At 53.1% G+C, this 24820-nt stretch carries 18 protein-coding genes; 15 read left to right on the top strand and 3 right to left on the bottom strand.

Annotation, left to right across the window (positions count from 1 at the left end; all coding sequences use genetic code 11):
- Positions 1-6 precede the first annotated feature (6 nt).
- The 6 genes from ABSE13_RS00485 to fbp all read left to right on the top strand — a co-directional run bounded on the left by ABSE13_RS00485 (position 7) and on the right by fbp (position 7809).
- Positions 7-1260 (top strand): GmrSD restriction endonuclease domain-containing protein, encoded by a 1254-nt coding sequence (locus tag ABSE13_RS00485; protein WP_424026515.1) that lies wholly within the window; start codon positions 7-9, stop codon positions 1258-1260.
- A 172-nt stretch (positions 1261-1432) separates the two neighbouring features.
- Positions 1433-3823 (top strand): CDC48 family AAA ATPase, encoded by a 2391-nt coding sequence (locus ABSE13_RS00480; RefSeq protein WP_424026514.1) that lies wholly within the window; start codon positions 1433-1435, stop codon positions 3821-3823.
- Positions 3824-3865: 42 nt separating this feature from the next.
- Entirely contained in the window at positions 3866-4306 is a 441-nt protein-coding gene (locus ABSE13_RS00475) for an Hsp20/alpha crystallin family protein (RefSeq protein ID WP_424026513.1), read from the top strand.
- Positions 4307-4540: 234 nt separating this feature from the next.
- Complete coding sequence (locus ABSE13_RS00470) at positions 4541-5446, top strand: class 1 fructose-bisphosphatase (RefSeq protein ID WP_424026512.1); 906 nt, start codon at positions 4541-4543, stop codon at positions 5444-5446.
- A 22-nt stretch (positions 5447-5468) separates the two neighbouring features.
- Positions 5469-6608: a class II fructose-bisphosphate aldolase gene (locus tag ABSE13_RS00465; protein ID WP_424026511.1), complete on the top strand. Its 1140-nt coding sequence runs from the start codon at positions 5469-5471 to the stop codon at positions 6606-6608.
- Between the two features lie 103 nt (positions 6609-6711).
- Entirely contained in the window at positions 6712-7809 is a 1098-nt protein-coding gene (fbp, locus tag ABSE13_RS00460) for a fructose-1,6-bisphosphate aldolase/phosphatase (protein WP_424026510.1), read from the top strand.
- A gap of 392 nt (positions 7810-8201) precedes the next feature.
- On the opposite strand, the gene ABSE13_RS00455 is transcribed toward fbp, so the two are convergent.
- Both ABSE13_RS00455 and ABSE13_RS00450 read right to left on the bottom strand, forming a co-directional pair.
- The gene (locus ABSE13_RS00455) at positions 8202-10487 is read right to left on the bottom strand and encodes a PAS domain S-box protein (RefSeq protein WP_424026509.1); all 2286 of its coding nucleotides are present in this window, start codon (positions 10485-10487) and stop codon (positions 8202-8204) included.
- A gap of 30 nt (positions 10488-10517) precedes the next feature.
- Positions 10518-11039, bottom strand: a complete 522-nt coding sequence (locus tag ABSE13_RS00450; RefSeq protein WP_424026508.1) for a V4R domain-containing protein — start codon at positions 11037-11039, stop codon at positions 10518-10520.
- Between the two features lie 514 nt (positions 11040-11553).
- Here ABSE13_RS00450 and ABSE13_RS00445 point away from each other — a divergent pair.
- From ABSE13_RS00445 to ABSE13_RS00435, 3 genes are all read left to right on the top strand, one after another.
- A complete protein-coding gene (locus tag ABSE13_RS00445; RefSeq protein ID WP_424026507.1) occupies positions 11554-11790 on the top strand; it encodes an LSM domain-containing protein in 237 nt (78 codons plus the stop codon).
- Position 11791: 1 nt separating this feature from the next.
- Positions 11792-12154, top strand: coding sequence for a helix-turn-helix transcriptional regulator (locus ABSE13_RS00440; RefSeq protein WP_424026506.1), 363 nt, complete (start codon positions 11792-11794; stop codon positions 12152-12154).
- 410 nt (positions 12155-12564) lie between these two features.
- Positions 12565-14244, top strand: a complete 1680-nt coding sequence (locus ABSE13_RS00435; RefSeq protein WP_424026505.1) for a PAS domain S-box protein — start codon at positions 12565-12567, stop codon at positions 14242-14244.
- 192 nt (positions 14245-14436) lie between these two features.
- Here the strand turns inward: ABSE13_RS00435 and ABSE13_RS00430 are convergent, their stop codons facing one another.
- Complete coding sequence (locus ABSE13_RS00430; RefSeq protein WP_424026504.1) at positions 14437-15303, bottom strand: PadR family transcriptional regulator; 867 nt, start codon at positions 15301-15303, stop codon at positions 14437-14439.
- Between the two features lie 373 nt (positions 15304-15676).
- Between ABSE13_RS00430 and ABSE13_RS00425 the strand changes: the two genes are divergently transcribed.
- The 6 genes from ABSE13_RS00425 (at position 15677) to ABSE13_RS00400 (ending at position 24808) form a co-directional block, all read left to right on the top strand.
- Positions 15677-16426, top strand: a complete 750-nt coding sequence (locus ABSE13_RS00425) for a response regulator (RefSeq protein ID WP_424026503.1) — start codon at positions 15677-15679, stop codon at positions 16424-16426.
- A gap of 150 nt (positions 16427-16576) precedes the next feature.
- Positions 16577-17824 carry a response regulator gene (locus ABSE13_RS00420; RefSeq protein ID WP_424026502.1) on the top strand — a complete coding sequence of 416 codons (1248 nt, stop codon included), beginning with the start codon at positions 16577-16579 and terminating at the stop codon, positions 17822-17824.
- A gap of 19 nt (positions 17825-17843) precedes the next feature.
- Entirely contained in the window at positions 17844-20330 is a 2487-nt protein-coding gene (locus ABSE13_RS00415) for a response regulator (RefSeq protein WP_424026501.1), read from the top strand.
- A 100-nt stretch (positions 20331-20430) separates the two neighbouring features.
- Positions 20431-21630, top strand: a complete 1200-nt coding sequence (locus ABSE13_RS00410; protein WP_424026500.1) for a PEGA domain-containing protein — start codon at positions 20431-20433, stop codon at positions 21628-21630.
- Positions 21631-21635: 5 nt separating this feature from the next.
- Complete coding sequence (locus tag ABSE13_RS00405) at positions 21636-22931, top strand: response regulator (RefSeq protein WP_424026499.1); 1296 nt, start codon at positions 21636-21638, stop codon at positions 22929-22931.
- Positions 22932-23308: 377 nt separating this feature from the next.
- Complete coding sequence (locus tag ABSE13_RS00400) at positions 23309-24808, top strand: hypothetical protein (RefSeq protein WP_424026498.1); 1500 nt, start codon at positions 23309-23311, stop codon at positions 24806-24808.
- Positions 24809-24820: the final 12 nt, after the last annotated feature.

Raw genomic sequence — 24820 nt, 5'->3', positions numbered from 1 at the left:
AACCTTATGGCAAATGCTCCACCTTCATCTTTCAGGATTGCACAATATCATCAATGGTCAAAAGGGCAATCACTCGATTTGGCGCCCCCTTTTCAAAGAAAGCCAGTCTGGTCAATGAAGAACAAATCGTTCTTAATTGACACAATTCTCAACGACTTTCCAATTCCAGAAGTGTATATTCAGGTTTTAACGGATAAAGAGGGCAATACAAAATATGTTGTTGTTGATGGTCAACAAAGAATTAGGTCAATTTTAGAATATATTGAAGGGGAATATGCCATACTTGAAACAGAAGGAGCAGCATATCCCAATAAATTTTTCAAAGATTTGCCCGATGGGGTAAAACAAGCATTTTGGAATTATCCAATTGTTACTAGAGAATTGCAAACAAACAAGGAAGAAGAGGTTAAAGAAGTTTTTAGGAGATTGAACAAATACGTTGTCCCATTAAATGATCAAGAACTTCGGAATGCGACCTATGGCGGACATTTTGCTGCATTAGTCAATAACATAGCGGAAAAAGATGATTTTTGGGCAGATAATAGAATTGTTAAAGCAAGTGAAATTAAGAGGATGCTTGATGCCGAATTTATTAGCGAACTTTTTATCGCTATGATTGGGGGTATTCAAGCGAAGGAGCAAGACAAAATTAACGCATTCTATAAAGCTTATAATGATTCGTTCCTCGATAAAGATGAGAAGAAAAAAGCATTTGACCGATCAAAGAATCTAATTAATAAAATTATGGGAGATGATCTGGTTAAGACACGGTGGCACTTGAAGAATGATTTTTTCCCATTATTTTTGGCTTTTTACGAGTTAGAGAAAGAATACCATATCCAGTTAGAGCAATATGGAACTATTAAGAAATGTCTTACACGTTTTTCCGAAGAAGTGGATTTATCAAACAAAAAATCCGATTATTCTCCTAAAGATAAAAGGGTGACCGAATATTCTGAAAACATCAAAGGTAAACCGACACATAGGACAGAAAGGCAGAAGTGTTATAATATTGTCAGGGAACTCATTATTCCATTTTGTGTAATAAAAGATGGGCGAAGGAGTTTTACTGAGGAGGAACGCCGCGCTGTTTGGGCGCTGTCCAAAGAGAAGAAGTGTGGCAGTTGCGGCAAAGAAGTCAAATGGGATGATTACCATCTCGATCATAAATATCCTCATGCCAAAGGTGGAAAGACAATATTAGAAAATGCACAAATTACGCATAAAACCTGCAACCTTAAGAAATCTGACAAAATCTAATTTTAAATCTCGATGCACCTGACGCATCCATCACGCACTATCTTTTCTCATCCCACAATGGTTAACATCCATTTCTACCCCTCACCAAGTTAACAGAACCCGCTCGATAAATATTTAAATACTTTGACACACTAACTAATGGTAAACCTTGAACCTACGAGGTGTTTTACGCTTGACAGAAACTGATTATTCCGAAGTAACCGTTAAAGAAGCAGCGCATGACGATGCAGGCCGGGGCATTGCCCGGGTCAGTATTGAGGTGATGAAGAAACTTGGCCTGGTATCCGGCGATGTCGTTGAGATCCAGGGCAAGAAGAAAGCAGCTGCCATAGTATGGCCGGGCTTTGCACAGGATACCGGCTCTGCCATCCTCCGTATTGACGGAAATGTCCGCGGAAATGCCGGGACCGGCATTGACGAAAAGGTCAGGATCCGGAAATCCGAAGCGGAGTATGCCCGGAAGGTGGTGATCCAACCCACGCAACCGATACGCCTGGTCGGGGGTGAACAGTACCTTTCAAGAGTGCTGCGCGGCCGGTCAGTAATTGAAGGACAGACTGTCCGCGTTGATGTGATCGGGAACTCGATCACGCTTGTCATTGCAAAGGTGGTCCCCAAAGGGATCGCCATTGTAACGGATGATACCGAGATCGAACTCAAGGAAGAGCCGTACAAAGCTGAAGAAGGCAAGAAGGACATGTCCGATATCCACTATGAGGATATCGGCGGGCTCGGGCGTGAGCTGCAGCTCGTGCGCGAGATGATCGAACTTCCGCTCCGCCACCCGGAGATCTTCGAGCGTCTCGGCATCCAGCCGCCGAAAGGGGTGCTGCTCTATGGCCCCCCGGGCACGGGGAAAACTCTGATTGCAAAGGCCGTGGCAAACGAGGTCGATGCCCATTTCATAACAATCTCCGGCCCTGAGATCGTCAGCGGTACCTATGGGGCAAGCGAGGGGAAACTCCGGGAAGTCTTTGAAGAAGCACAGGCCAATGCCCCGGCGATCATCTTCATCGACGAAGTCGACTCCATCGCTCCCAAACGCGAGGACACCAAAGGAGAACTCGAACGCCGCGTAGTCGCCCAGTTACTGGCACTGATGGACGGCCTCAAGGGCAGGGGACAGGTAATCGTCATTGCAGCAACCAACCTGCCGGATTCCATCGACCCGGCCCTGCGGCGCGGCGGGCGGTTTGACCGGGAGATCGAGATCGGTATCCCGGACAAGAAAGGCCGCATGGAGATCTTCCAGGTACATACCCGTGGTGTGCCCCTGGGTGACGATGTGAAGATCGAGGAATATGCCAACAGCACCCACGGGTTTGTCGGTGCCGACATTGCCCTGCTCGTCAAGGAAGCAGCAATGCACGCAATCCGCAAAGTGATCCCCCAGATCAAAATCGACGAGGATATCCCGAACGAAGTCCTCGATCAGCTCAAAGTCACGAACGAGGACTTTGCCGAGGCACGCAAGCACGTTGAGCCATCCGCCATGCGCGAGGTGCTTGTCGAAGTCCCGGACATCACCTGGCAGCAGGTAGGCGGGCTCGAGGACGTGAAGCAGGAACTGAAGGAAGCTGTAGAGTGGCCGCTCAGGTTCCCTGATGTCTTCGAACGGCTCCAGACCAAGCCTCCCAAGGGTATCCTGCTGTTCGGCCCGCCCGGCACAGGGAAGACCCTGCTCGCAAAGGCCGTGGCAAATGAAAGCGAATGCAACTTCATTGCCGTGAAAGGCCCCGAGCTGCTCTCTAAATGGGTAGGGGAATCCGAGAAGGGAGTACGGGAGATCTTCCGTAAGGCGCGGCAGGCATCACCGTCGATCATATTCTTCGACGAGATCGATGCACTGGTGCCCAAGCGGGGATCGTACCAGGGATCCTCGCACGTGACCGAAAGTGTTGTCTCCCAGATCCTCACGGAACTCGACGGGATGGAAGAACTCAAGAATGTGACCGTGCTCGCAGCAACAAACCGCCCGGACATGCTGGACGATGCGCTGCTCCGGCCGGGCCGGCTGGAGCGGCATATCTATGTCCCGGCTCCGGATGAGGAGAGCAGGAAGAAGATCTTTGAGGTTTACCTTGGCGGAGATACAGGGGATATCCTTGCAAAAGATGTAGACACCGGGGCGCTCATAAGGCAGACGGAGGGGTATGTCGGTGCCGACATCGAGGCCCTTGTCCGCGAGGCAAAAATGGCAGCAATGCGGGACTTTATCGTCCAGATGGGTGACAGGAGCGAGCAGGAGCGGAAGGATGCGATCAAGAACGTGATGCTGACAAAGGCACACTTTGACGCAGCCCTCCTCAAAGTCAGGGGATCACTTGACGAGGCCGGCATAGAGAAGTCCGAGCGGCAGGCATGGGAGATGCTGTACAACCAGGACCAGCGCACCATCCTTGATAAGGCATTGACGGTGATCACCCGGGCTGGCCTGATCCATAAGAAGGCCGAAGAGAAGGCGGTTGCGGATCTCCGCAGGATGACCTTTGCACGAAAGAAGGACTTTGCAGGGATCACATCGCTGACCGAATCCCTTGAGAAGAAACTGGACAAAGAGTGATCGAGAGAGAATCGTAATAACCAGGAAAACGAGGTGATGAAAATGATTGAAGATCCTATGGATATGTTCGGGGAGATGGACGAGATGTTCGCCCGGCTCTTCAGCCGTATGGACCGGGAATTCATGGCCGGCTCACCCGGAGCCTCCGGGTACCGGGTCGTGTTCGAAAGCGGAGGATACCCCGGCGAGATGCCGGAGATCGAAGCTCCCCGGTCCCGCGACAGCAGCGAGCCGGTGACCGAGGTTCACCGCATCGGGGATGAAGTGAAAGTGATAGCAGAACTTCCCGGAGTGACTGATGACTCCCTGCGGCTCGATGTCCAGGGCGATCAGCTCGTCATCGATGCCGGTGATGCGGACCATCACTATCGTACTTCGGCCACGCTGCCTCCCGTGGATGCAGCCTCGCTGCACTCCTCGATAAAGAACGGCGTGCTTGAAGTCACGTTCAGGAGTCTTCCCGGTACTGCAGCAGAAGCCTGAACGTACTGGAATGGGAAAACCCTCTCACTTTTTTTCCAGCATTAAGGCCGGGCGCTCATTTTTCCGGATATTGAGGGATGCACATGGGATGCGCCTCCTTTTTGGAAATGCGCTGTAACGTCAGGATAAAAATCCTGATAAAGATCGGCACCAAACGTCTACAGGAATCAGGAGATCCTGTTGGATGATCCCGGGGCCCATGTGCCAGGAACGGGATCGTGAGGCGGTTACACAATGCTACTCAAAGATTTTCTTGTCGATGCAGGAACGGAAAAAAACCTGACTGAGCTCATTCTGTTTTTCAGCGAACAGGCCCAGCACGTAAAAAGAGGATTTTTCTGTACAATCCCGAAGACCCCGGCAGAAGAAATTACCCGCAACCAGTTCGGCGAAGAGCAGATGGCGCTCGACAAGTATGCCGACGAGATCTTTATATCCGGCCTGAAAAAGACCCGGCTCGTCCGCTACATCGCCACGGAGGAACAGCACCAGATTATCGAAGTCGACAACCCGAAGAACAATTTCGGGGTTGTCATCGATCCCCTTGACGGCTCATCCCTGATTGACGTGAACCTGTGCGTAGGTTCCATTATCGGTATCTACCCCGGGCACATCCTTGAAAAGGGTGTAACCATGGCTGCTGCCCTCTATATCCTCTACGGGCCGCTCACCACCCTGACATTCACCACCGGAAAAGGTGTGCATGAGTTTGTCATGAATGACTCCGGTGATTTCGTGCTGCGGCATAAGGACCTGAGAATTCCGGACGGAAAGATCTATGCGCCCGGCGCACTCAGGAAGGACTACTTCCCTGCCCATGCCAGGTGGATTGACGCTCTCGAGGAAGCGGGATACAAGCTCCGGTTCAGCGGCTGTTTTGTCGGAGACGTACACCAGATCCTCCACAAGGGCGGTGTCTTTTCCTACCCCGGTTTCAAGGGAAAGGAGAAGGGAAAGCTGCGCCTCCTGTACGAAGCAAATCCCATGGGTATGATCATCTGCCAGGCCGGCGGTGCGGTCAGCAACGGGAAGGACGATATTCTTACCATCAAACCGGAAACGATCGACCAGATCACTCCGATTTATGTAGGTGGCAGGAAGGAGATCGCGCTCATTGAAACGTTAATGACTGAAGGGTGAACATTAGAGTAGTGATCAGTCTATGAAACAGAACGATTATGGTCCCATCCCCGGATCCACGATATTAAAAGGCATTGCCGGCCACAAGGCCATCGTGATGGCGGCGAATGTCCGTATTACCACGGTTGCAGAGGGGATATTCAGGGCAGCAAAAGATACCGATTCTGCGGTCTTCATGGAACTTGCACGATCCGAATGCGATCTCAGCGGCGGATACACGGGCTTAAAACCGCAGGACTTCTCGGAACGGATGCGGAATGCAGCAGAAGCTGTACAGTTCGATGTCTGGGCACTCCATGCGGATCACATATCGATAAAGAAGGGAGATGCAAAGGAAGTCGAAGGTACAAAAGAGCTGATCGATGCCCAGATCAAGGCCGGGTATACCTCCTTTGCGATCGATGCGTCCCATCTCTTCAATTTCGAGGGAAAAAATGTGCGGGAAGAACTGGAAGAGAATATCCGGGTCACTTCGGAACTTGCCGTGTACATCAAGAACAGGATGAACGATCGGGAGTTCGGTCTCGAAGTGGAAGTCGGCGAGATCGGCAGGAAGGACGGGCAGGGGCTTATCCTGACACGGCCCGAGGAAGCCGTAGAGTTCATCCGTGCCCTCAACGAGAACGACGTCTTTCCCAATGTACTGGCCATTGCCAACGGATCCTCCCACGGCCATTCCTACGATGCGAACGGGAACGTGATCGAGCAGCTCTCGATCGATATTCCCCAGACGAAAGCGATTGCAAAGGCCCTGCGGGATGCCAAGCTCAAGGTCGGGATCGCCCAGCACGGGATCACCGGGACGCCCCGTGACCTGATCAACCTGCACTTCCCCAAGGGAGATATCATCAAGGGCAATGTCGGGACCTTCTGGCAGGACGTGGTATTTGCCACCCTGAAGGTGTACGAGCCTGCCCTCTACCGGGACATCCATGCATGGACGCTCGATAAATACCGGCCCCTCAATCCCGGCAAGCAGGACCGCCAGATATTCGACGGGAACTGCAAGTTTGCCATCAAGGAGTTCTTCCGGGACATCTATGCTGTCGAAAAGGAGACCGAGAAAGCGATCCAGGCGATGGCATATGCCGAGAGCCTCGTCTTCTTCCGGGCATTCGGCTCCTATGGCACCGCGTCCCTGTTCCGGAAACCCAAAAAATAATTTTTAATTCCCTTACGTTTTTCATTTCTCCCGGTGTTTTTCGTTCTCCCGGCGTACACAAGTTTTTTGCGTCCCGGGGAGATCTCAAGTACAGTGAACGCTCATGCCGAAAACCACGATCTCCGTGATTAAGGCGGATGTGGGAAGTTACCCGGGGCACTCCCGTACCCATCCGAAGCTCCTTGAGAAGGCCCAGAAACTTCTCAAGGAGCAGGAAGGCAAGCTCCTGATCGATTCGTTCGTCACGCACTGCGGCGATGATCTCGAACTGATCATGACCCATACCCATGGCGTGGATAACAAAGCCGTCCATAAGCTCGCGTGGGATGTCTTCATGGAGTGTACGAAGATCGCAAAAAGCCTCAAGCTCTACGGTGCAGGGCAGGATATGCTTGCAGATGCCTTCTCCGGTAATATCAAAGGGCTGGGGCCTGGTGTTGCAGAGATGGAGTTTGAGGAGCGGGGATCCGATCCGGTCCTCATCTTCATGGCGGACAAGACCGGTCCCGGCGCATGGAACTTCTTCCTGTACAAGATATTTGCCGATCCCTTCAACACGCCCGGTCTTGTGATCGATCCGGGCATGCACGATGGATTCATCTTCGAGGTTTATGATGTGCTGGAGAAGCGGAAGATCCAGTTCCGGACGCCGGAAGAGACCTATACGCTGCTCTCCTGTATCGGGGCCTGCTCGCGGTACGTAGTGAAACATGTCTGGCGAAAAGACGGGGTCATCGCAGCGTCTACCAGCACAGAGAAGCTGAACCTGATCGCGGGACGGTACGTGGGCAAGGATGATCCGGTCATGATTGTCCGGGCGCAGAGCGGCCTCCCCTCCGCAGGTGAAGTCGTTGAACCCTTCTGCACGCCGATTATTGTCGCCGGCTGGATGCGGGGATCCCACCACGGCCCCTTAATGCCGGTAGCGGTCTGCGATGCCAACTGTACCCGGTTCGACGGACCGCCCCGGGTGATCTGCCTTGGGTTCCAGATCAGCAACGGGGAACTGGTCGGCCCTGCGGATATGTTCGATGACCCGGCGTTTGACCGTGTCAGGAGCCGGTGCAACGAGCTCGCGGATTTTGTCCGGGACCAGGGGCCGTTCGAACCCCACCGGCTCTCACTTGGCGAGATGGAATATACGACCCTGCCGGGAATCGAGAAGAAGTTTGGGAAGCGATGGGAAAATATTTCGGAATAATTTTTTTGGTATTTTGCTTACGGAAATTTTCATGGGATAATATTTTTTTAAATATTCCACCAACCTTGGTGTGTATTTTTGTTGAGGTCTATGTTCAAATTGACCCTGCATAAAAGATGAAGATCACCCTCATGCGTTTATCTTGCTGCTGCTCTGATTGGAAATGGATAAAAGAAGGCCCGTTTTGGGTGCGCAGAAAACGTGGTTATTGAGACACGAATATCTCTCCACCAGCACTTGTACGCGGTGCTTAGTAAAAGCGTGGTGCAGATCCTATCTCTGTTACATCACAGTATACCTTGTTAAAACCAATACCACTGTTTTTCAGGATAATATCGCGGTGTAATGCCGAACCCCCTACGCTGGGCGGTGCTGTGGTGAAGTCCCCCGGTTCATTCAGCAGAAAAGGAGTTTACTGCATATCGGCAAGCTCCTGCCGGCACAGCAATCTCGAACCGGGCGCCTTTCCCCGGCTCCCCGTTCTCGGTGATAGTAATGTCGGTGATGGAGAGGATCTCCCTTGATAGGAACAGCCCTAACCCTGTATGGTGCCCGAATCCGCGTGAGAAGAGACGCTTCTTGTCCTCTGTCGAAATCCCAACCCCGTCATCCTCAACGGAAATGATCAGCCCTTTTTCAGATTCCTGCGAAGTGATGTGAATTAAAGTCATCTTCTGCCCACCGTACTTCAGGGCATTATCGATCAGGTTGTAAAACACCTTCTCAAACAGCGGATCTGCATACACTTCGAGATCGTTGACCTCCGCAGTAACCCGTATCTCCCGCATAGGCAGCACAGTCAGCACTTTTTTTATACCTGCTTCCACGTTCTGCCAGACCGGGGCTTTCACGCCAAGATCCTGGTACTCTTTCGTGAAAGCGATCTGGTGTTCAATGGCATTCGCAGCCCGTTCTTCCTTGAGGATATATTCTGACATCCTTGGACTATTCCCGACAGCTTCTTTCGAGAGCTCAAGGAAAGCCTTTAAGGAGAAGAGCTGGTTATTGATATCGTGCCGGGTGATGCTGGAGAGCAGGTTCAGCTTCTTATTTACCTGACGCAGGGCTTCTTCTGCCAGTTTCTGTTCTGTAATATCCATCAGGTTACCCGATATTGCCATCCGGCCCTCATAGGGTATCCGGGTACCCATGATATTGACGAAGAGGGTCCGGTTGTCTTTTGTCACCAATCTGCACTCATAGACGTTGATCTCTTCCTTCTGCGCATCACGGACCTCCATCCTTTCCCGGACCATGGCACGATCATCGGGATGGACCAGGGACTGGGGATCCATTCCAATCATCTCCGGTGGAGTATACCCCAGAATCCTTGCAAAGGTGGGGTTGGTGTACTTCACAACGCCATTCACGAAAATATAAATCCCGGTTAATGAGGTCTCGCTCATTGTGCGGAACCGCTCTTCGCTCTCTTTGAGCGCCACTTCTACCTGCTTGCGCTCGGTGATATCCAAGAATGTACCTATCAGGCCGGCAACCGATCCGTCCATGTTGAAGAACGGGGCCTTGTAAAAGATCACGTCATGCCGCGACCCGTCGGCAAACATGACCTGTGCTTCATACCTTTGGGGTACCGGATTGTCAAAGACTTCGCAGTCGGCAGCAGTGTACCGGTCTGCAAGATCCTTTGGGGAAATATCATACGCGGTCTTCCCGATGAGATTGTTTCTGGGTAGCCCGATATACTCCTCAAATGGTGGGTTGCATCCGAGATATTTCCCGGAAATATCTTTGTAAAAGATCGGAACCGGCAGGGTATCCATAAGAGTAGCGATGAACCGGGAAAATTCCGCAATCTGCAGTTCAGCCCGCTTGCGGGTGGTGATGTCGGTATGAGCGGAAATCCAGACGTTTCCGAATTCGGGATGTTCGAACGTGGACACTACGGCGAGACACCAGAATGTAGTCCCGTCTTTCCGGATGTTTTTGACTTCTCCTCTCCATTCACCATTCTCATCAAGGGCTTTCATTATCTCTTCTGCAGTATCCCCGGGGCTCATCAGGTCTTCAGGAGCATTTACCACAGAGACATGTCTGCCGATCAGCTCCCCTTTTTCATAACCGAACATCTTTTCAAATTTGGTATTGGTATATACGATCACACCATCACTGGCCCGGATCAGGTAAACACCTTCTGCAATGGTCTCGAAGATCTGGTTCTGGAGGCGGAGCTCTTCCACTACTTGCCTGCGAACGGTAACTTCCGTCAATAACCGGGCATTCAGGCTTGAGAGTTCCAATTCGCGTTGTTTCATTTTCGCCCGGCCTGCATCCAGAGCCATGACCATATGGTTGAATGCTTCCGAGAACTCGCCCATGAAATCGACACGCTGAGAAAAATCCCCGGTCGCAATCTGCTGTGTCTGCCAGGTCAGGTGTTTAAGATTTGATTGCAGGGATTTGAGACTGCCGGCAGAGATCCCTTTTGCCTCGAGCCGGGAATCGAGATCACCCTTACTCAGGGAAAGCGCGAAATTCTGGACAGCTCCAATGGTGATCAGGATCTCGTCAAGTCGCTGTCGTATTGCCGGATCTTTGGGAAGACAGGTGGAATCAAACGTGCCAGTCATCAGCATCTGGCCAATCACATCCAGTACGGATTCTGCATCGCACTCCGGAATTGTCCCTTTACTCTCCACTGCCCTCTCATCTCCACTCATAGAAATACTCAATTTGTCATGTTCCCCGGATCACTCGATCAAGTCAATGGTGAACCGGCACGTTCGATCACCGGTGCACCAGCAATCCACTTCTTTAACCCGGAATTTTTTCCCCGTGAAACCTTCCATGAGGCCGGCGATGAATCCCTCATCATAGGTACAGACCCCAAAGCCAAGTTCGGGAAGTCCCGAACAGTCTACATCTTCAGATACCGTGAATATAAATGCTCCTTTCTCCGGATCGGCTTTTTCAACTCTTAATATACCGATATTCATGGTTTTGAGCGCTTCCTTCACGGCATTCACGAAAACAGAAAGATTGGGTGCATCCTTAATCACATGGCGGAAAAACTCCTGTCCGGCGAGGTTCCCTGCACGGTAAAAGATCCGGTCTGACGCCTCAGTTCCTACCTCCCGTTCGAGGGTGTCGCGGAGGGTGAACATCATGAGGCGGTACACTTCCAGACGGACCAGGGGTCCCAGGTTCGGGCGGCCTGTTGTGAGATCTCCAAGCAGGTCCCACGAAAAATGGTATTTTATGTTATTATTCACTGCAAACACCTCGCTAATCCAGTATATCGGCAGATATCTATACTTTTCTGATGTCCATTCTCAAATTAAAATGCTCTACAGGTACCAGCATGTGTTTTACAGGAAACGAACCGGGTGCTGTTTTTCGGGCATTCAGGTGGAAATATGTGTTGATCGTAGATATCCAAGCGTAAGATGATGGTTCTGGATGAGCCTCATAAACAAGGTTTATTTTCGCTTGCTGTGGTGCATAAATGCGGCACATCACTCAAATGTGAATGTGTTTAAGATTCAGATTGCCCGTCAGGGTTTTGTGGGGTTTAATTTCACATCGGTAAACCGGTACTCGCCTTTCGGTACCGTCATCTCGAATTGCGGCCCTTTTCCGGGTTCACCAGTCTCCTGCATTCACGGTTATCTGGATAATAAAAGAAGTGCCCACTAATGAAATTTAAAAATAATCCCTTCATTCCGGCCCCCTCTCCCCCACCCCAACGAGCAAACTTTAATAATCTTACATCCCAAATTAGGGCAGATGGTTAACGGAATTGTTTTGCCGATAAAAAAAGTGTTTGCACTCGTTGATTCCAAGATATCTGTAGAGATAAAAGACGAGGGGCGCAAGCTGCAGGGACGTCTTATCGCCGTGGATGAATACCTGAACATCCACATGGAAGAGACCATTGAATTCGTGGACAACCAGCGGGGCCGGAGTCTCGGCACGGTAGTCATCCGTGGAAATAATATCCTGACTATTGCGCCGGTAATCTGACGTGCCGGAGGTGAAAGTCGTGGGAGATTCTGTTGAAGAGGGACTGAAACTGATCCAGTCCAAGCCGGAAGGCGTGCTCCAGAGCGAACTCTGGAAAGAGCTGGGCGTAGACAGCCGCAAGTGCTCCCGCATAGTCAAAAAACTCGAAGAGAGCGGGCTCATCGATCGTGTTGAATTCAGGAAAGACGGGATCAAGACCTATCTCCTGCGTGCAAAACAGATGCCGGTCAATCCCTGCGCCCTGCTGGCAGGCGACGAACTGATCCCCTGTGTCGGGTGCGAACTCGAATGCATTGTCGAGGAGTGCCACCCGCTGATGGACTGGATGTACCAGCTCGCGATTGTTTCCCAATCCCAGGAATAATTTTTTTCGTAAAAATCTTTACAAATGTTAACGCTCTCCGTGGTTTCACAGTCCAGGATTTTCTTATAAAAAATCTTCTCCACTGCCTTTGGCAGTCCCTGTTGCTGTGGCAACCCCTGAATGCGATAACTCCCGAACAGGCAATTCCCGCGGCATCGTAATGCGCAGGGGCGGCGAGGAGGGACGGGCACTGTCCCCACCTCTCTAAAAAATTAATCTGATAATAATTGTTCCAGCTCAGGGATTTCTGCCGGGCAATTATTTGCATCATTTTTTCTGTCCGGCTGAACCAGTTTTTTCCGGATCCCGGAGGGACCGGCCTTTCGTTTTTCCCTGTTCAACAACTATTTATCGCTCCACCTTCCACCTGATATGCATATAATCCCCGGGATAATGCCGGTTGATGAACGATGATCTCTGTTTTATTTGTCGATGACAATACCGATCTTTTCGCACAAATCCGCACGTTCCTTGAAAAGACCGGGGAGATCCGGGTCGAGCAGGCCCACTCGATCAAGCAGGCTGCCGAGAAACTGAAAGGCAGGACCTTCGACATCATTGTCTCGTACGAGCAGATCCCTGACGTGAACGGCATTGAGTTCGTCTCCGATATGGACGGGATCGAGTTCCTGAAGTATCTCAAGACCCAGGGAAACACCACCCCTGTCATCCTTCTCGGCCGCCGGGGACCAAACAAGATTGCTCTTGAAGAAGTGAATAACGCAACGGAGATCACGCTCCCGAAGACCGGGGATATCCGGCCGCAGCTCTTCGAGATGGTCACCATGATCAAGCAGACCATGCTCCGTAAGAAAGGGGAACGCGAGCTCAAGATCCAGAACGACCAGCTGGCTACCATCCTCTCGGCAACCCCCCTCGGTATATTCCAGGTCCGGGCCGGGGTCATCGAATGGGTGAACCGCCCCCTCTTCACCATGCTCGGGTACGGGGAATCCGCCCTGATCGGCAAAGAACTCAGGTCGCTCTTCAAAACTCCTGATGAATACGAACAGGTATGCCGCGAATTCCTGATCCGGAAGGACAGTTCCGGCCTCGGCCATGCCGACTGCCGGCTGGCAGGAAAGGACGGGACCCTTGTTTCCTGCCAGCTGCAGGTCCAGCCCCTGGATCCGCGGGATATCCCCCGGGGCGGTACGTTTATCGTCACCGACAATTCAGAAAAACAGAAGATTGCAGATGCCCTCAAGGAGAGCGAGGCCAAATACCGGGAAGTGCTGCAGAACACCCAGAGCATTATCATCCGGATGGATACACAGGGCACGATCACCTTCTTCAACACGTATGCACTGACGTTCTTCGATTATGCCAGTGAGGACGTAATCGGGAAGAGTGTTGTCGGCACGATCGTACCGCAGAAATCCCGGGTCCAGCATGACCTCTCCATGATGGCAAACGACATCGGGTTCAATGCCGAGGGCTTTGCCGTCAATGTCAATGAGAATGTCCGGCGCAACGGCGACCATGTCTGGATTGCCTGGATCAACAAGGCGATCCGGGACGAGCAGGGGCGTCTTATCGAGATCCTCTGTATCGGGAACGATATCACGGACAGGAAACGGACCGGTGAAGTACGGATCAGCACCGACACCTGGAAGGACATGGTCATCGGCGATACGGATATCAAAGAGGATGTCTTCGATGCGGTCTTCCATATCTGCACGGAGATCTCCATCGAGGGCCGGGAAGGAAAGCCGGTCGGCACCACGTTCCTGATAGGTGATACCAAGAACGTGCTCGAGAAGTCCCGGCAGATCATCCTCAACCCGTTCGAAGGGCATAAGCCGGAACTGCGGGTTGTCACGAATGACCAGCTCAGGGAGAATATCAAGGCCCTTGCCCAGCTGGACGGGGCGTTCGTCATCACGGGCGATGGTTTTGTCGAATCCGTAGGCCGCTATATCACAGTCGACTCAAGCAACGTCTCCCTGCCCCCGGGGATGGGCACCCGGCACAACTCTGTTGCCGCAATTACCCAGGTCACGAAAGCCGTGGGGATTGTCGTATCCCAGAGCGGCGGCGGGATCACGGTGTTCCGGAACGGGCAGATCTTGAAGAAGATTACGTTGTGATCTCGAGCGTATTCCTGTTTTGGATGTGAAAACCGATATCCTATCATTTGCCGGAAATACCGGTTTATCCGGAATCTGACCTCACAACATCCGCTCCGTTTATTGTACGCAGCGGAGTACGTGAAGATATTTTCAGGACCGGGACACCTGAAAAGCCATCCCCCTCCTGATGCAGAACGGGATCCCGGATCTTCAGCGTCCGTAGCCGAGAATATATTCGTGTGCTGCCTGGAGATCGTATAACCGTTTATCGATAAAAACACGCCCTGGTGCTGTCGGGACATAGATCTTTGACCTGCCTCGGATCTGCGTTGTTACCAGTCCTTTGTTCTCTAGGTCATAGAGATACGAATAGACCCGGGCAATCGGGACTTCCACGTGGAATCGATCTGAAATGTCCTTGAGGATATCAAAGCCTGTGACCGGTTGTTTCAGGCTCATGAGGATCAACTGTTCGAGAGAATGCTTCACAACGGATTCAACGATATCCTGCGGAATGATACCGGCAATTACGGGTCCTCTGGAACCTGCCGGAAACGTAGTCAGGTTCGTGGTACCTGAGAGTACAATTACGGAAGGAATTACCGCGGATATCTCGTGGAGGAATTTCTCATCAAGGAGATTCAGATCGAAAGCAACGATGCCGGAAATTAATCCCGGAATGGCGAGGGGATCTTTCCAATCCCTGATAAGAGCAAGAACACCGGGAAGATCGCATTGCCGGGAAAAATCGACGACCACATGGACCCTGCCGGAAGTACCTGACACCGGGTTGCCGTGCTCGTTAACCAGAGCTGCCAGGCCGTTTATGCCATTACGGAGCTCGTACAGGATAATTTTTCTCCTGGCGATCTCCTGTTTGAAGTGTGCAATAAGGTTGGTGGAAAAATATGCATATATTACCTGAGTCTGGCTGCTGATCCCATGGGAGATAACATGCTGGAAAAACGCAAACCGGTTGGCATCGTGATCATAGGCCAGGAGAGAAATGTCGTGGAGAGAGCCTGCAAGAAAAACCGTTTTCCGTGACGAGAGCAGGGGTTCGGCGGGCAGATCCATGTCATTCTCCTTTGGCCGGGTACAGGGTATTCCGGGTAATCCACGTCGATCCTCCGGCATACGTTCCGGTATTATATACTATCCCGGCTGGATTACCTCAAATCCGGTACCGGAGCACCGTACGTAGTTACTGGAAGGTACTTGGTATTGGGCTCTCACCAAATAAAAACACATTATATCGGGTACAGAACCCATGACAATAAATATCAGGGATGTCATATTTCAGGAAAAGGCGTAAGTGTACCTTTCTGCAGGTGCCACATGTCTATTCCCCGGCAGGACCGTATCCGGAATACCACTCAGCACTGCAACAGGACCTGGCAACGGTTACCTGAAAATTACGTCAGCACGAAATTGATTTACGGCAGGCCCCATGACAAGACCCAGAATCCTTATTGTAGAGGACGATGCGATCATTTCGATGGAAATCGCGGAACGCCTGAAGCGTATGGGATATGATGTCATCGGTATCGTTGCGACCGGAGAAGAAGCAATCACATCGGCCGCCCGGAACCGCCCGGATCTCGTCCTTATGGACATACACCTGCGGGGATCTATGGACGGGACAGAAGCAGCCGGCCGGATTACCTCGCAGATCGATGTTCCGGTGATTTATATCACTGCATACTCTGACCAGGAGACACGGGATCGGGCCCACCATGTCTTCTCCTATGGTTATATCATCAAGCCTTTCAATGACCAGCAGTTATTATGCGCTATCGACATGGCATTTTCCAACCATGTGCTCCACCTGAAGGTGAAAGAGAGCGAAGAGAAGTTCCGTACCCTTTTTGATAACATCAGCGATGCATGTTTCCTGTACGGGATTTCTCCCGAGGGCGCTCCCGGGCGCATCATTGAAGTGAATGCCGCAGCGCTCTCTCTGCTGGGCCTGCCCCGCGATGAACTGGTCGGGAAGGAATACGCACAGATGAATGACATCTGTTGCCAGCGGAGTTTCCCGGGATACATGGAGCAGCTCGTACGCAACGGGCATGTCCGATACGAGATGATTCTGAACGGAAAGGATGGTCGGCACCCGCTCGTGGAGATAAACACCCACCTCTTTTTATTGCAGAACCACGGCATGGCGATCGCTCTTGCACGGGAAATGAAGTCCTGAACTGACGTGAAACTGCCCTGAACTTACCGATCGGGAGCAGCGAAGCAGGATGGATCCGGTTCCTGCACGAAAAGGGTAGTTTCACTATTTGAAACTCTGGCCCTGCTTATATATTTCTTTTATGGGTATCTGTTACCTGTGTGTTCGGTTATGACGGAAAATTCCCTTCCTGCAGAATATTCTCCCGGACCAGATGTCCAGAGAGCCGGCTGCTTCCACAATGCCCGGAGCCCCTCCGCAGTACGGCCTGTACTACTGATTGTAGAGGATGAAGCAATCCTTGCCGAGGATCTCAAAGAGGCCCTTCAGGAATACGGTTATCATGTATGTGCCATTGCCCAGACCGGTGAGGAGGCATTAGCGGAATTTTATGAGTTCCAGCCGGATCTTGTCCTGATGGACATCAACCTGCCGGGAAGACTGGACGGAATTGATGTGGCCGTCCGGATCACAAAAGATTTCCCGGTACCGGTGCTGTACCTCACGGCCTTTTCAGACGGTGAAACCATAACCCGGGCAATGAACACAAATCCGTATGGATTCCTGGTAAAACCTTTCAGGAAAGAGACTGTCCATTCAACAATCCAGGTGGCACTTGCAAGAAACCGCCTGGATACTATTATCCGTGGATCCCGAGAATGGATCGACCTGACCTTCCGGAATATTGACCGGGGGCTCATCGTCATGGACAAGGAAGGGAAGATCGCACTCATCAACTCCTTTGCCGAACGGTTGCTGGGGGTGCAGTTCAGCGCCCTGCACGGGAACGCGTTTGATAAAGAGATCCGGCTCCACGATGCCGTCTTCCACGAACACTATGTTCTCCCGGTCCGTTCGGTCCTTGATGAGGGGCTCATCACCATTATTCCCTCAGATATCTTGCTCGTGTCGGGCCGGGGGATGACCCACCGGATCAAAGAGGGGACAATCTCCCCGATCCTCGATGAACTGGGATCGATTCATGGGGCCCTCTTTGTCTTTACCCCGGAAACTGGCCTGGCAGTAGACCCATGGTCCAGGAAAACTCCGGTGGAAGGAGAGAGTGCTGGAGAAGACACTGCATACCCGCTTCGGGAGGCTGCCTCCCTGCAGGGGATGAGAATCCAGGATGTGAAGGGGGATATTGCGATCAGCCTCTCCCTGGAAAAGGCGAATCTCTGCGTCCTGCTGGGAAAATACGAAGAAGCCTTGGGAATCTATGACCTGATGCTCAGGTCCGACCCGGATAATTTTCAAATCTGGCACAACTTGGGAGTGGTCCAGACCCGCATGGGAAGGCTTGTTGAAGCGCTGCGATCCTTTGAACGAGCACTTGCAGCAAATCCCGGCTCGGAGGAGACCCTGCGTTGCAGGACCGGGGTCCAGACAATTTTATCCATGAAACGGAGACGGGATTAACACGACAGAGAACAAGATCATGGGATATGCATCGGGTGTGAACGGTGTAACGAACCGCGTGCATTCTCCCGGTTCCGGCACCCGGCCCGGGTGTCCGGCGCCGCAGCCCACGAAAATCTTTCTTGTTGAAGATGAACTCGTCTTTGCCGAGGATCTGAGGGAGACCCTGGAGAGCCGCGGGTATGCGGTCTGCGGAAGTGTCCCGACCGGGGAGGAAGCGCTTGTTGCAATTCCCCGGGAATCCCCGGATCTCGTTCTGATCGACATCGTTCTCGCCGGCAGGATGAACGGGATCGAGCTGGCGGATGCTATCCGTTCCCTCATCGACATACCGGTCATCTTCCTGACAAGCAATATCGAAGATGATACCATTGCCAACGCAAAATGCACGAAACCCTACGGGTATATTCCCAAACCCTTCGATGAGCGAGTTCTCTTCTCAACAATAGAGATTGCCCTGTTCAAACACCAGGCGGACCGGCAGATCCGGGAGAGTGAGAACCGGTACCGGACCTTTGTCGAGAATATTCAGGGAATCGCGTACCGGTACGACCGTAATCATGTCCTAGAATTCTTCCACGGTGCCATTGAAAAGATCTCCGGTTATCCCCCGGCTGATTTTATTGAGGGAATCCGGGTATGGTCCGAGATCATCCATACGGACGACCGCGAGGGAGCGATGTTCCCAGACAAAGATGACGACCCGGCGTTCCTGAAAAACAGGTCGCGGGAGTACCGGATCGTGAGAAAAGATAACGAGATCCGATGGATTCATGACCAGACCAGGATAACGTACCGGTCCGGCTTTCCTGAACCGCTTTTTGAAGGAGTGATCTATGATATCACGCCGCTTAAGGCCATTGAAGCGGACCTGAGAAAAGCCTGCGATATCCGGACCGTCATCCTGCTGATGAGCAGTCATTTCTTCCGGCGGTTCCTGAAGAAGGACGCTTCGGGAACTCCCGCGGATGAGGAGCACAGGTTATTGTCTTCCCTCTCGGAGATTCTCGGTGCCGTGGGATACGAGATGGATGTACCCGTCATATCGCTGTACCAGAGAACCGTTAATACAGAGGGTATTCCCCTGATCTCGGAAATTCTCCGGTGTGTTCACCCGAAACATATTCCCCCGGCAGATATCAGGACTGTGAGGGATTTTCCCTATACGCAGGAAGGGTTTGCCCGGTGGGATGATCAGCTCCTGAAAGGATACCCGGTATCCGGAACGATTTCCCAGCTTCCCCCCTCAGAACAGGGATTTTTTCAGGACCCGGCCGTCACGTCAGTTGCCATGGTTCCGCTCTTCAGTGAGGACGGGTTCCGGGGATTCATCCAAGCGGCCTGTTTCCATGATGCCCATGCGTGGACGGACTATGAGATCAGTTCGATGCAGATCGCAGCCGATGTAATTGCCACGATCATCGAATCGCGCCTGGCCTCCGGAATGATCTTTTCCTCACCGGGACGGGTGCTTCCCGTGGCTGAACTGACAGATCAGCCTCCTGCAATGCTCATGGACGCGGCGGTGGATATCGTGTTCATCGCGGATCCTGACGGGAAGATCCTCCATATGAACCGGGCAGGACTGGATCTCTTTGCCATCGGTCAGGATACGGGAGATACGGGCTCTTCGTATGGGAAGTTCACCGATTGTATCCGGGAGAACATTGGAAAACTCCGATCTTCCCCCCAGGTCCCGGGGGAGGGATCGTTCGATCTTGAACTGGATACCGGGGAGAAGCGGGTATTTCTCGGTCTTACGCTCTCGCCGGTCTACGACAGCAGGGACCGGACCCTGTTCATGGGTATTGCCCGGGACATCACCCGGCAGAAGATCCTCCAGCAGAACCAGCGCGAGATACAGAAAAAACTCCTGCTCATGCAGAAGATCTTCCGCCATGACCTGAACAACCAGATCACCGCCATATTAGGGTACCTGTCCCTGTCAAAGAAGGAGACGAACAACCCGGCTTTTCTTGGTTTTATCGAGAAAGAAGAACGGATTGTGGACTCCATCAGGAAATCCATGGGTTTTACCAAAATATACGAGAACCTTGGCGATGAATCCGCCACCTGGATCGATATCGCGGAGATCTTCTCTTCTGCATGGGCCAGCCTGGCGCAGACGACGGTCCGGCTGGATCTTCCCGACAATTCCCTCGAGATCCTGGTTGATCCGCTTTTCCGGAACGTTGTTTTCAACCTCCTGGATAATTCACTTCGTCATGGAGGAAAGAATCTCTCGGTGATCCGGGTTTCCCTTTCCTGCGGCGATGATGTTGTCCTTCTCTATGAAGATAACGGTGCAGGCATCCTTACTGAAAACAAGGAGAAGATCTTCAACCGCGGTTTCTATACCAATAACGGGTTCGGGCTCCTGCTCATCCGGGAGATCCTGTCACTGACCGGGTTATCAATCCGCGAGACCGGTACCCCAGGGAGGGGAGCATGTTTTGAGATAATGGTACCGAGGGGGATGTGGCGTTCCAAGGAGCAGAAGAGATGATAACGGATTGCCTGGTTGTTTTATCGCCCGCGAATCTGTATGTCACCGCTTCCGGGAGCCGTCCGGATTTACTCCGGTAAAGTTCCGGTTGGTTGTGCACATGAATACCTTATTGACGGCAAGATCAGGAAAAAACCCTGTACCTGCGGATATCCGGTTTTACTGCCGGGACTGCCATGGGAGAGATGTCCGGAAATACTCCCGGGACCGGGTCATTCTCCTCCTCCTCCTCCTCCTCGCTCTTTCCTGCCCGGCAGTATGTGCACGTTCAGAAGGGGGCCTGCTGGTAGAGGTTTCAGAAGCCGGCACCGGCAGCGGGATTAGCGGGGCTTCAGTATATATCGATGGGGGGTACGCGGGCAGTACATCGGGGGACGGGGGCGCCGCTACCCTCACGATCCCCGACATCAGCGGGGGGGCCCACACGGTCCGCGTAACGGCGACGGGGTTCCGGCCCGTGTCGGCCAACATCACGTATCCCGGTAATTCACCACTCCCTATTATCCTCGCCGGCGACCACCTCGTTGCCCTGAGCCCGGAACGTCCCGGCAGCCACATCTCCGTGGTTTTCATCCCCTCCTCTACCTATTACCGGACAGCGGACAATGCCAAAGTTACAACGGACGTGTACCTGGGCAACGAGACCCGGTTCCGCGAGGACGTGAATCGCGTCATCAACCAGACATTCGGTAGCTTGGATCAGGTCACCGACCCCACCGTCACCCTTCCGCCGGTTTTCCGCGACCGGTTCGCCTTTTATTATTATTTCGATCCCGCAGACGCCGCAGATGCATTCTCCGGTTGTGCCGGGCAGGTCCCGGATTCGTACTGGGAAACCGTGACTTTCAGCGATCTCACGATCATCCTCTACCCCCATTACGATGGCTGGTACCTCAATGCATCGTACCAGCCGGTAGGATGTTTCGTGGATTCCGGGACCGGGCACAAGCAAATGAAGGTCCCCTCGGACCGGAATTTCCTGTTCCTCCACGAGATCGGCCACGGCCTCTTCGGGCTCGTAGACACGTACTGCGGCGATACCGATTATTTCGAGAACGAACCGTTCCCCAATGTTTGGTCTACGGAGGCAGCCTGCAGGGACAGCGCCGTGGCCGGCCACCGCGATCCTTCGGAGTGCCGCAGGATACAGCAGGAATACCCCGGCGCTGATCCCTGCATAAAGGATTTCTGGCGATGGGACCCCGATCCCGACATCATGCGGACCAGCGCCAGCGGGATGTTCGGTGCGGCATCTGCCCAGCGGATCGCCTACATTCTCACCATATCGGCAGGGGGGTGAGATCCTTGGGAACAGACAGGTCGCTGTACGTGTGCGGGTGCCTCCTGCTCATTCTCTGCATCGGGATAACCGCGGCCGCAGCACCGGCTTCTGCGGACTATGAGAAGATCCTGCAGCTCCGGCTCGGGTACAGTAACGGGGAGTACCAGGTCCTCACCCGGGAGATCACGTACGGGAGACCCCCGAACCTGGTGATCCTGTCCGGGCCCCTGAGGGGGGTCATCACCGGCAGGAACGGCCATGAGCTGGAGGTCTTTTCCCTTTCAGAGCCCGGGACTGCCATGGGGGTGGGTATCCTCCGGTCACCGGAGAACAGCCTCGCCCCCTATACCGAACACTATGCATCCGGCGAGATGGACCTCGTGCTGCCGGTCCTTCCGGGTATGGAGCGGGTCTCCCTGTACGATACCCGCACCGGGAACCTGCTCGTTTCCCTGGATACCGGTCCCGTATTCTCAGAGTTCTGCAGCGGATATCCCCGTGACCCCGGGTGCCTTGCACGTGAACCAGCCGCGGCCGATGATGGTCCCGTTCCCGGCCTGAGGCAGCTGCTGGCGGGGGTATTCCTTTCCTCTGTTGTGATAGCGATATCGGTCCTGTACCTGGTAAAACGCAGGGGCTCTCCCTCCCCTGCACCGGCCGGAAAACAGACCGTGCTCATCGTCGACGATTCACCGGATATCGTTGCTATGGTCTCGTATGCACTCACCCGGGCCGGGTATAGCTGTATAACCGCGTCCGGCGGCCAGGAGTGCCTCGATATTCTCACAGTCCGGAAACCTGATGTAATCCTGCTCGACGTGGTGATGGAGCCGCTCGACGGGTGGTCGACCCTCAAACAGATCAAGAAAAATCCGGATACCAAGAAGATCCCGGTCCTGATGCTGACCGGTAACTGCCTGACCGCCGGCGAGGCCCGGCAGTACCATATCTGCATCGAGGATTATGTGATGAAGCCGTTCCGGGAAGAAGAGCTGTTTGCGGCAATCGGGCAGATCCTTGCCCGGAAAAAAACCTTCCGGGATTCGCTGCCCATTGCGGAGAAGGCCGGGGTGGACCGGGAAAAGTTCTGCCGGCTCGCCGCCCTGTCAGTCCGGGTTTCTGCTGACCGGAAGATCATCAGCATCCTGGAAAGGCCCGACAGGGACCTGCAGATGCCGGGTATCACTGACCCCGAGACCCGGCAGGTCATCTCGGAGATGATCCGGAACACCCGGTCCGAGGAGGTCCAGATGGAGGAGCTCAGGCACGAGATACAGCAGGCCTTCACCCGGAAGGGATTTGTCCCCCCATCATGGTGATGGGAGGCAGGTCCCGGCCCCGGGAATTTTTTTTATCCTGAACGTAATGAATCCCGGCGACTGGTGGCCGGGCCGGAATAAGATGCCTCTAGTTTCACCATTTGAAACTGTTGCCATGTTTATATATTTCCGGTAAATAATCTGTTAGCAATGAGATGGTTCATGATGGAAAATTCTGCCCCGGCCGGATATATTCCCCTGGAGGAATGGTGTGCAGCATGCCCCGGTGATGCCGGGAAGGGAGGGAAAAACCATAATCCTATGGCGTGTACAACAACGATATCCATATATACCGTTCCGGCATCAGAATTATATTGTGTAACACCGGGCGGATTTATCCCGATTTCCGTTTCGTTTAATAAAGGTGATGTGAGAGGATGAACCGCCCGTTTCAGTATTCTGTAGCATTCTGGATTGCTGCCCTCCTCCTGCTCGTGGTAGTTGTACCGGTCTCGGGAACGGTGTACTCGATCACACCGGCATCTTATCCCACCTCATCGGTATTCCAGATCTTCCTGAATACGACGCTTGATGGCGACACGATCTCTTTTGGCACGGGAACGTATTACTATCACGATATCTGGTTCGAGAGATGCCTCACATTCCAGTCGACCGACGGCAATGCACAGGACACCATCATTGACGGGAATGGGGGGGGAGGAGCATACGGCATATTGTGGAATCAAAGCGGGACTTCCCTTACCACCACGGTTACCGGCCTGACACTCAGGAACGGGATCGATACGTCGTATTCTGGTGGGGGAGGTGCAATCGTCAGTTACGGGAACATCACCGTCAGCTCATCGGTTTTTTATAATGATACCGCTGTCGGCCATTACGGGGGGGCCCTGTCGGGTGCAAGCGGGAACGGGATGATAAACGTCTCCGGGTCAACCTTCACCTGGTGCTCAGGAACCCTTGGTGGCGCCATTTATACCCCTTCCACTGCGGTCAACGTCACTACGTCATCCTTCGTGAATTGCCATGGTACCAATGGCGGGGCGATTTACTCGAATTTTGCCGGGGTGGGGATGAGTAACATTAACTTCTGCGCGTTTGCCAATGTCACTGCCACGAATGGTAAAATCGTAGACTTTCCAAACACCCCCCCCGTGGATCTCACCAACAATTACTGGGGGGCAAACAATCTTGCGACCGTGCAGTCGTTTACCTTTAAGGACCCCCGCCCGTACCTGTTCATGAATATCTCCGCTTCGCCGTCGTCTGTTACCATGCCCGGTACAAGTACCATCAAGACGATTTTCCAGTATGCCTCGGACGGTACCCAGCCTTCCCCCAACCTCCTCCCGGACGGGATCCCGGTATTTTTCACCGTAGGCTCCGGCCCGGGATCCATCCCCGCGGCATCGGTCCTGACCTCTGGCCATGCGGCGTCGGCAACCCTCACGCCATCGGGTGCCGGGACCATCCAGGTCAATGCTTCGACCTCCGGATATAACGAATCTGTACTGGTCACCGTTTCGGCAGCCCCGGTAACCACAGCACCCACTGCCACTCCCACCGCCACTCCTGTGCCAACGTACACCGGCGGAGGGGGCGGGGGCAGCTATTATGTACATCCGGGCAAACCGTCTGCTGTCATCCAGCAGCATATCGATCAGCCCGTTGCCAACCCCCCGGTGCAGCAGCCCGGTGCTTTCGATACTACGGTAATACCCACGCAGACCCCGGCCCCGGCTGTGACTGCAGCAACCCCGGTACTCCACTCTCCGACGATCCTCGACATGATCCTGCCGGCGATCCAGGAATACCAGTTCTGGCTGATCCTCATTATCATTCTCATCATCCTGGTCGCGATCCTGCGCAGGTGGTGGATCCGGCGCCAGAACCCGTCACTGTTCCGGAAATACGACTGATGATATCCGGGA

The organism is Methanoregula sp. (assembly GCF_049518935.1).
GTDB lineage: Archaea > Halobacteriota > Methanomicrobia > Methanomicrobiales > Methanospirillaceae > Methanoregula.
Note: the sequence above shows the minus strand (reverse complement) of the source record. Positions and strands in the feature narration are given on the sequence as shown.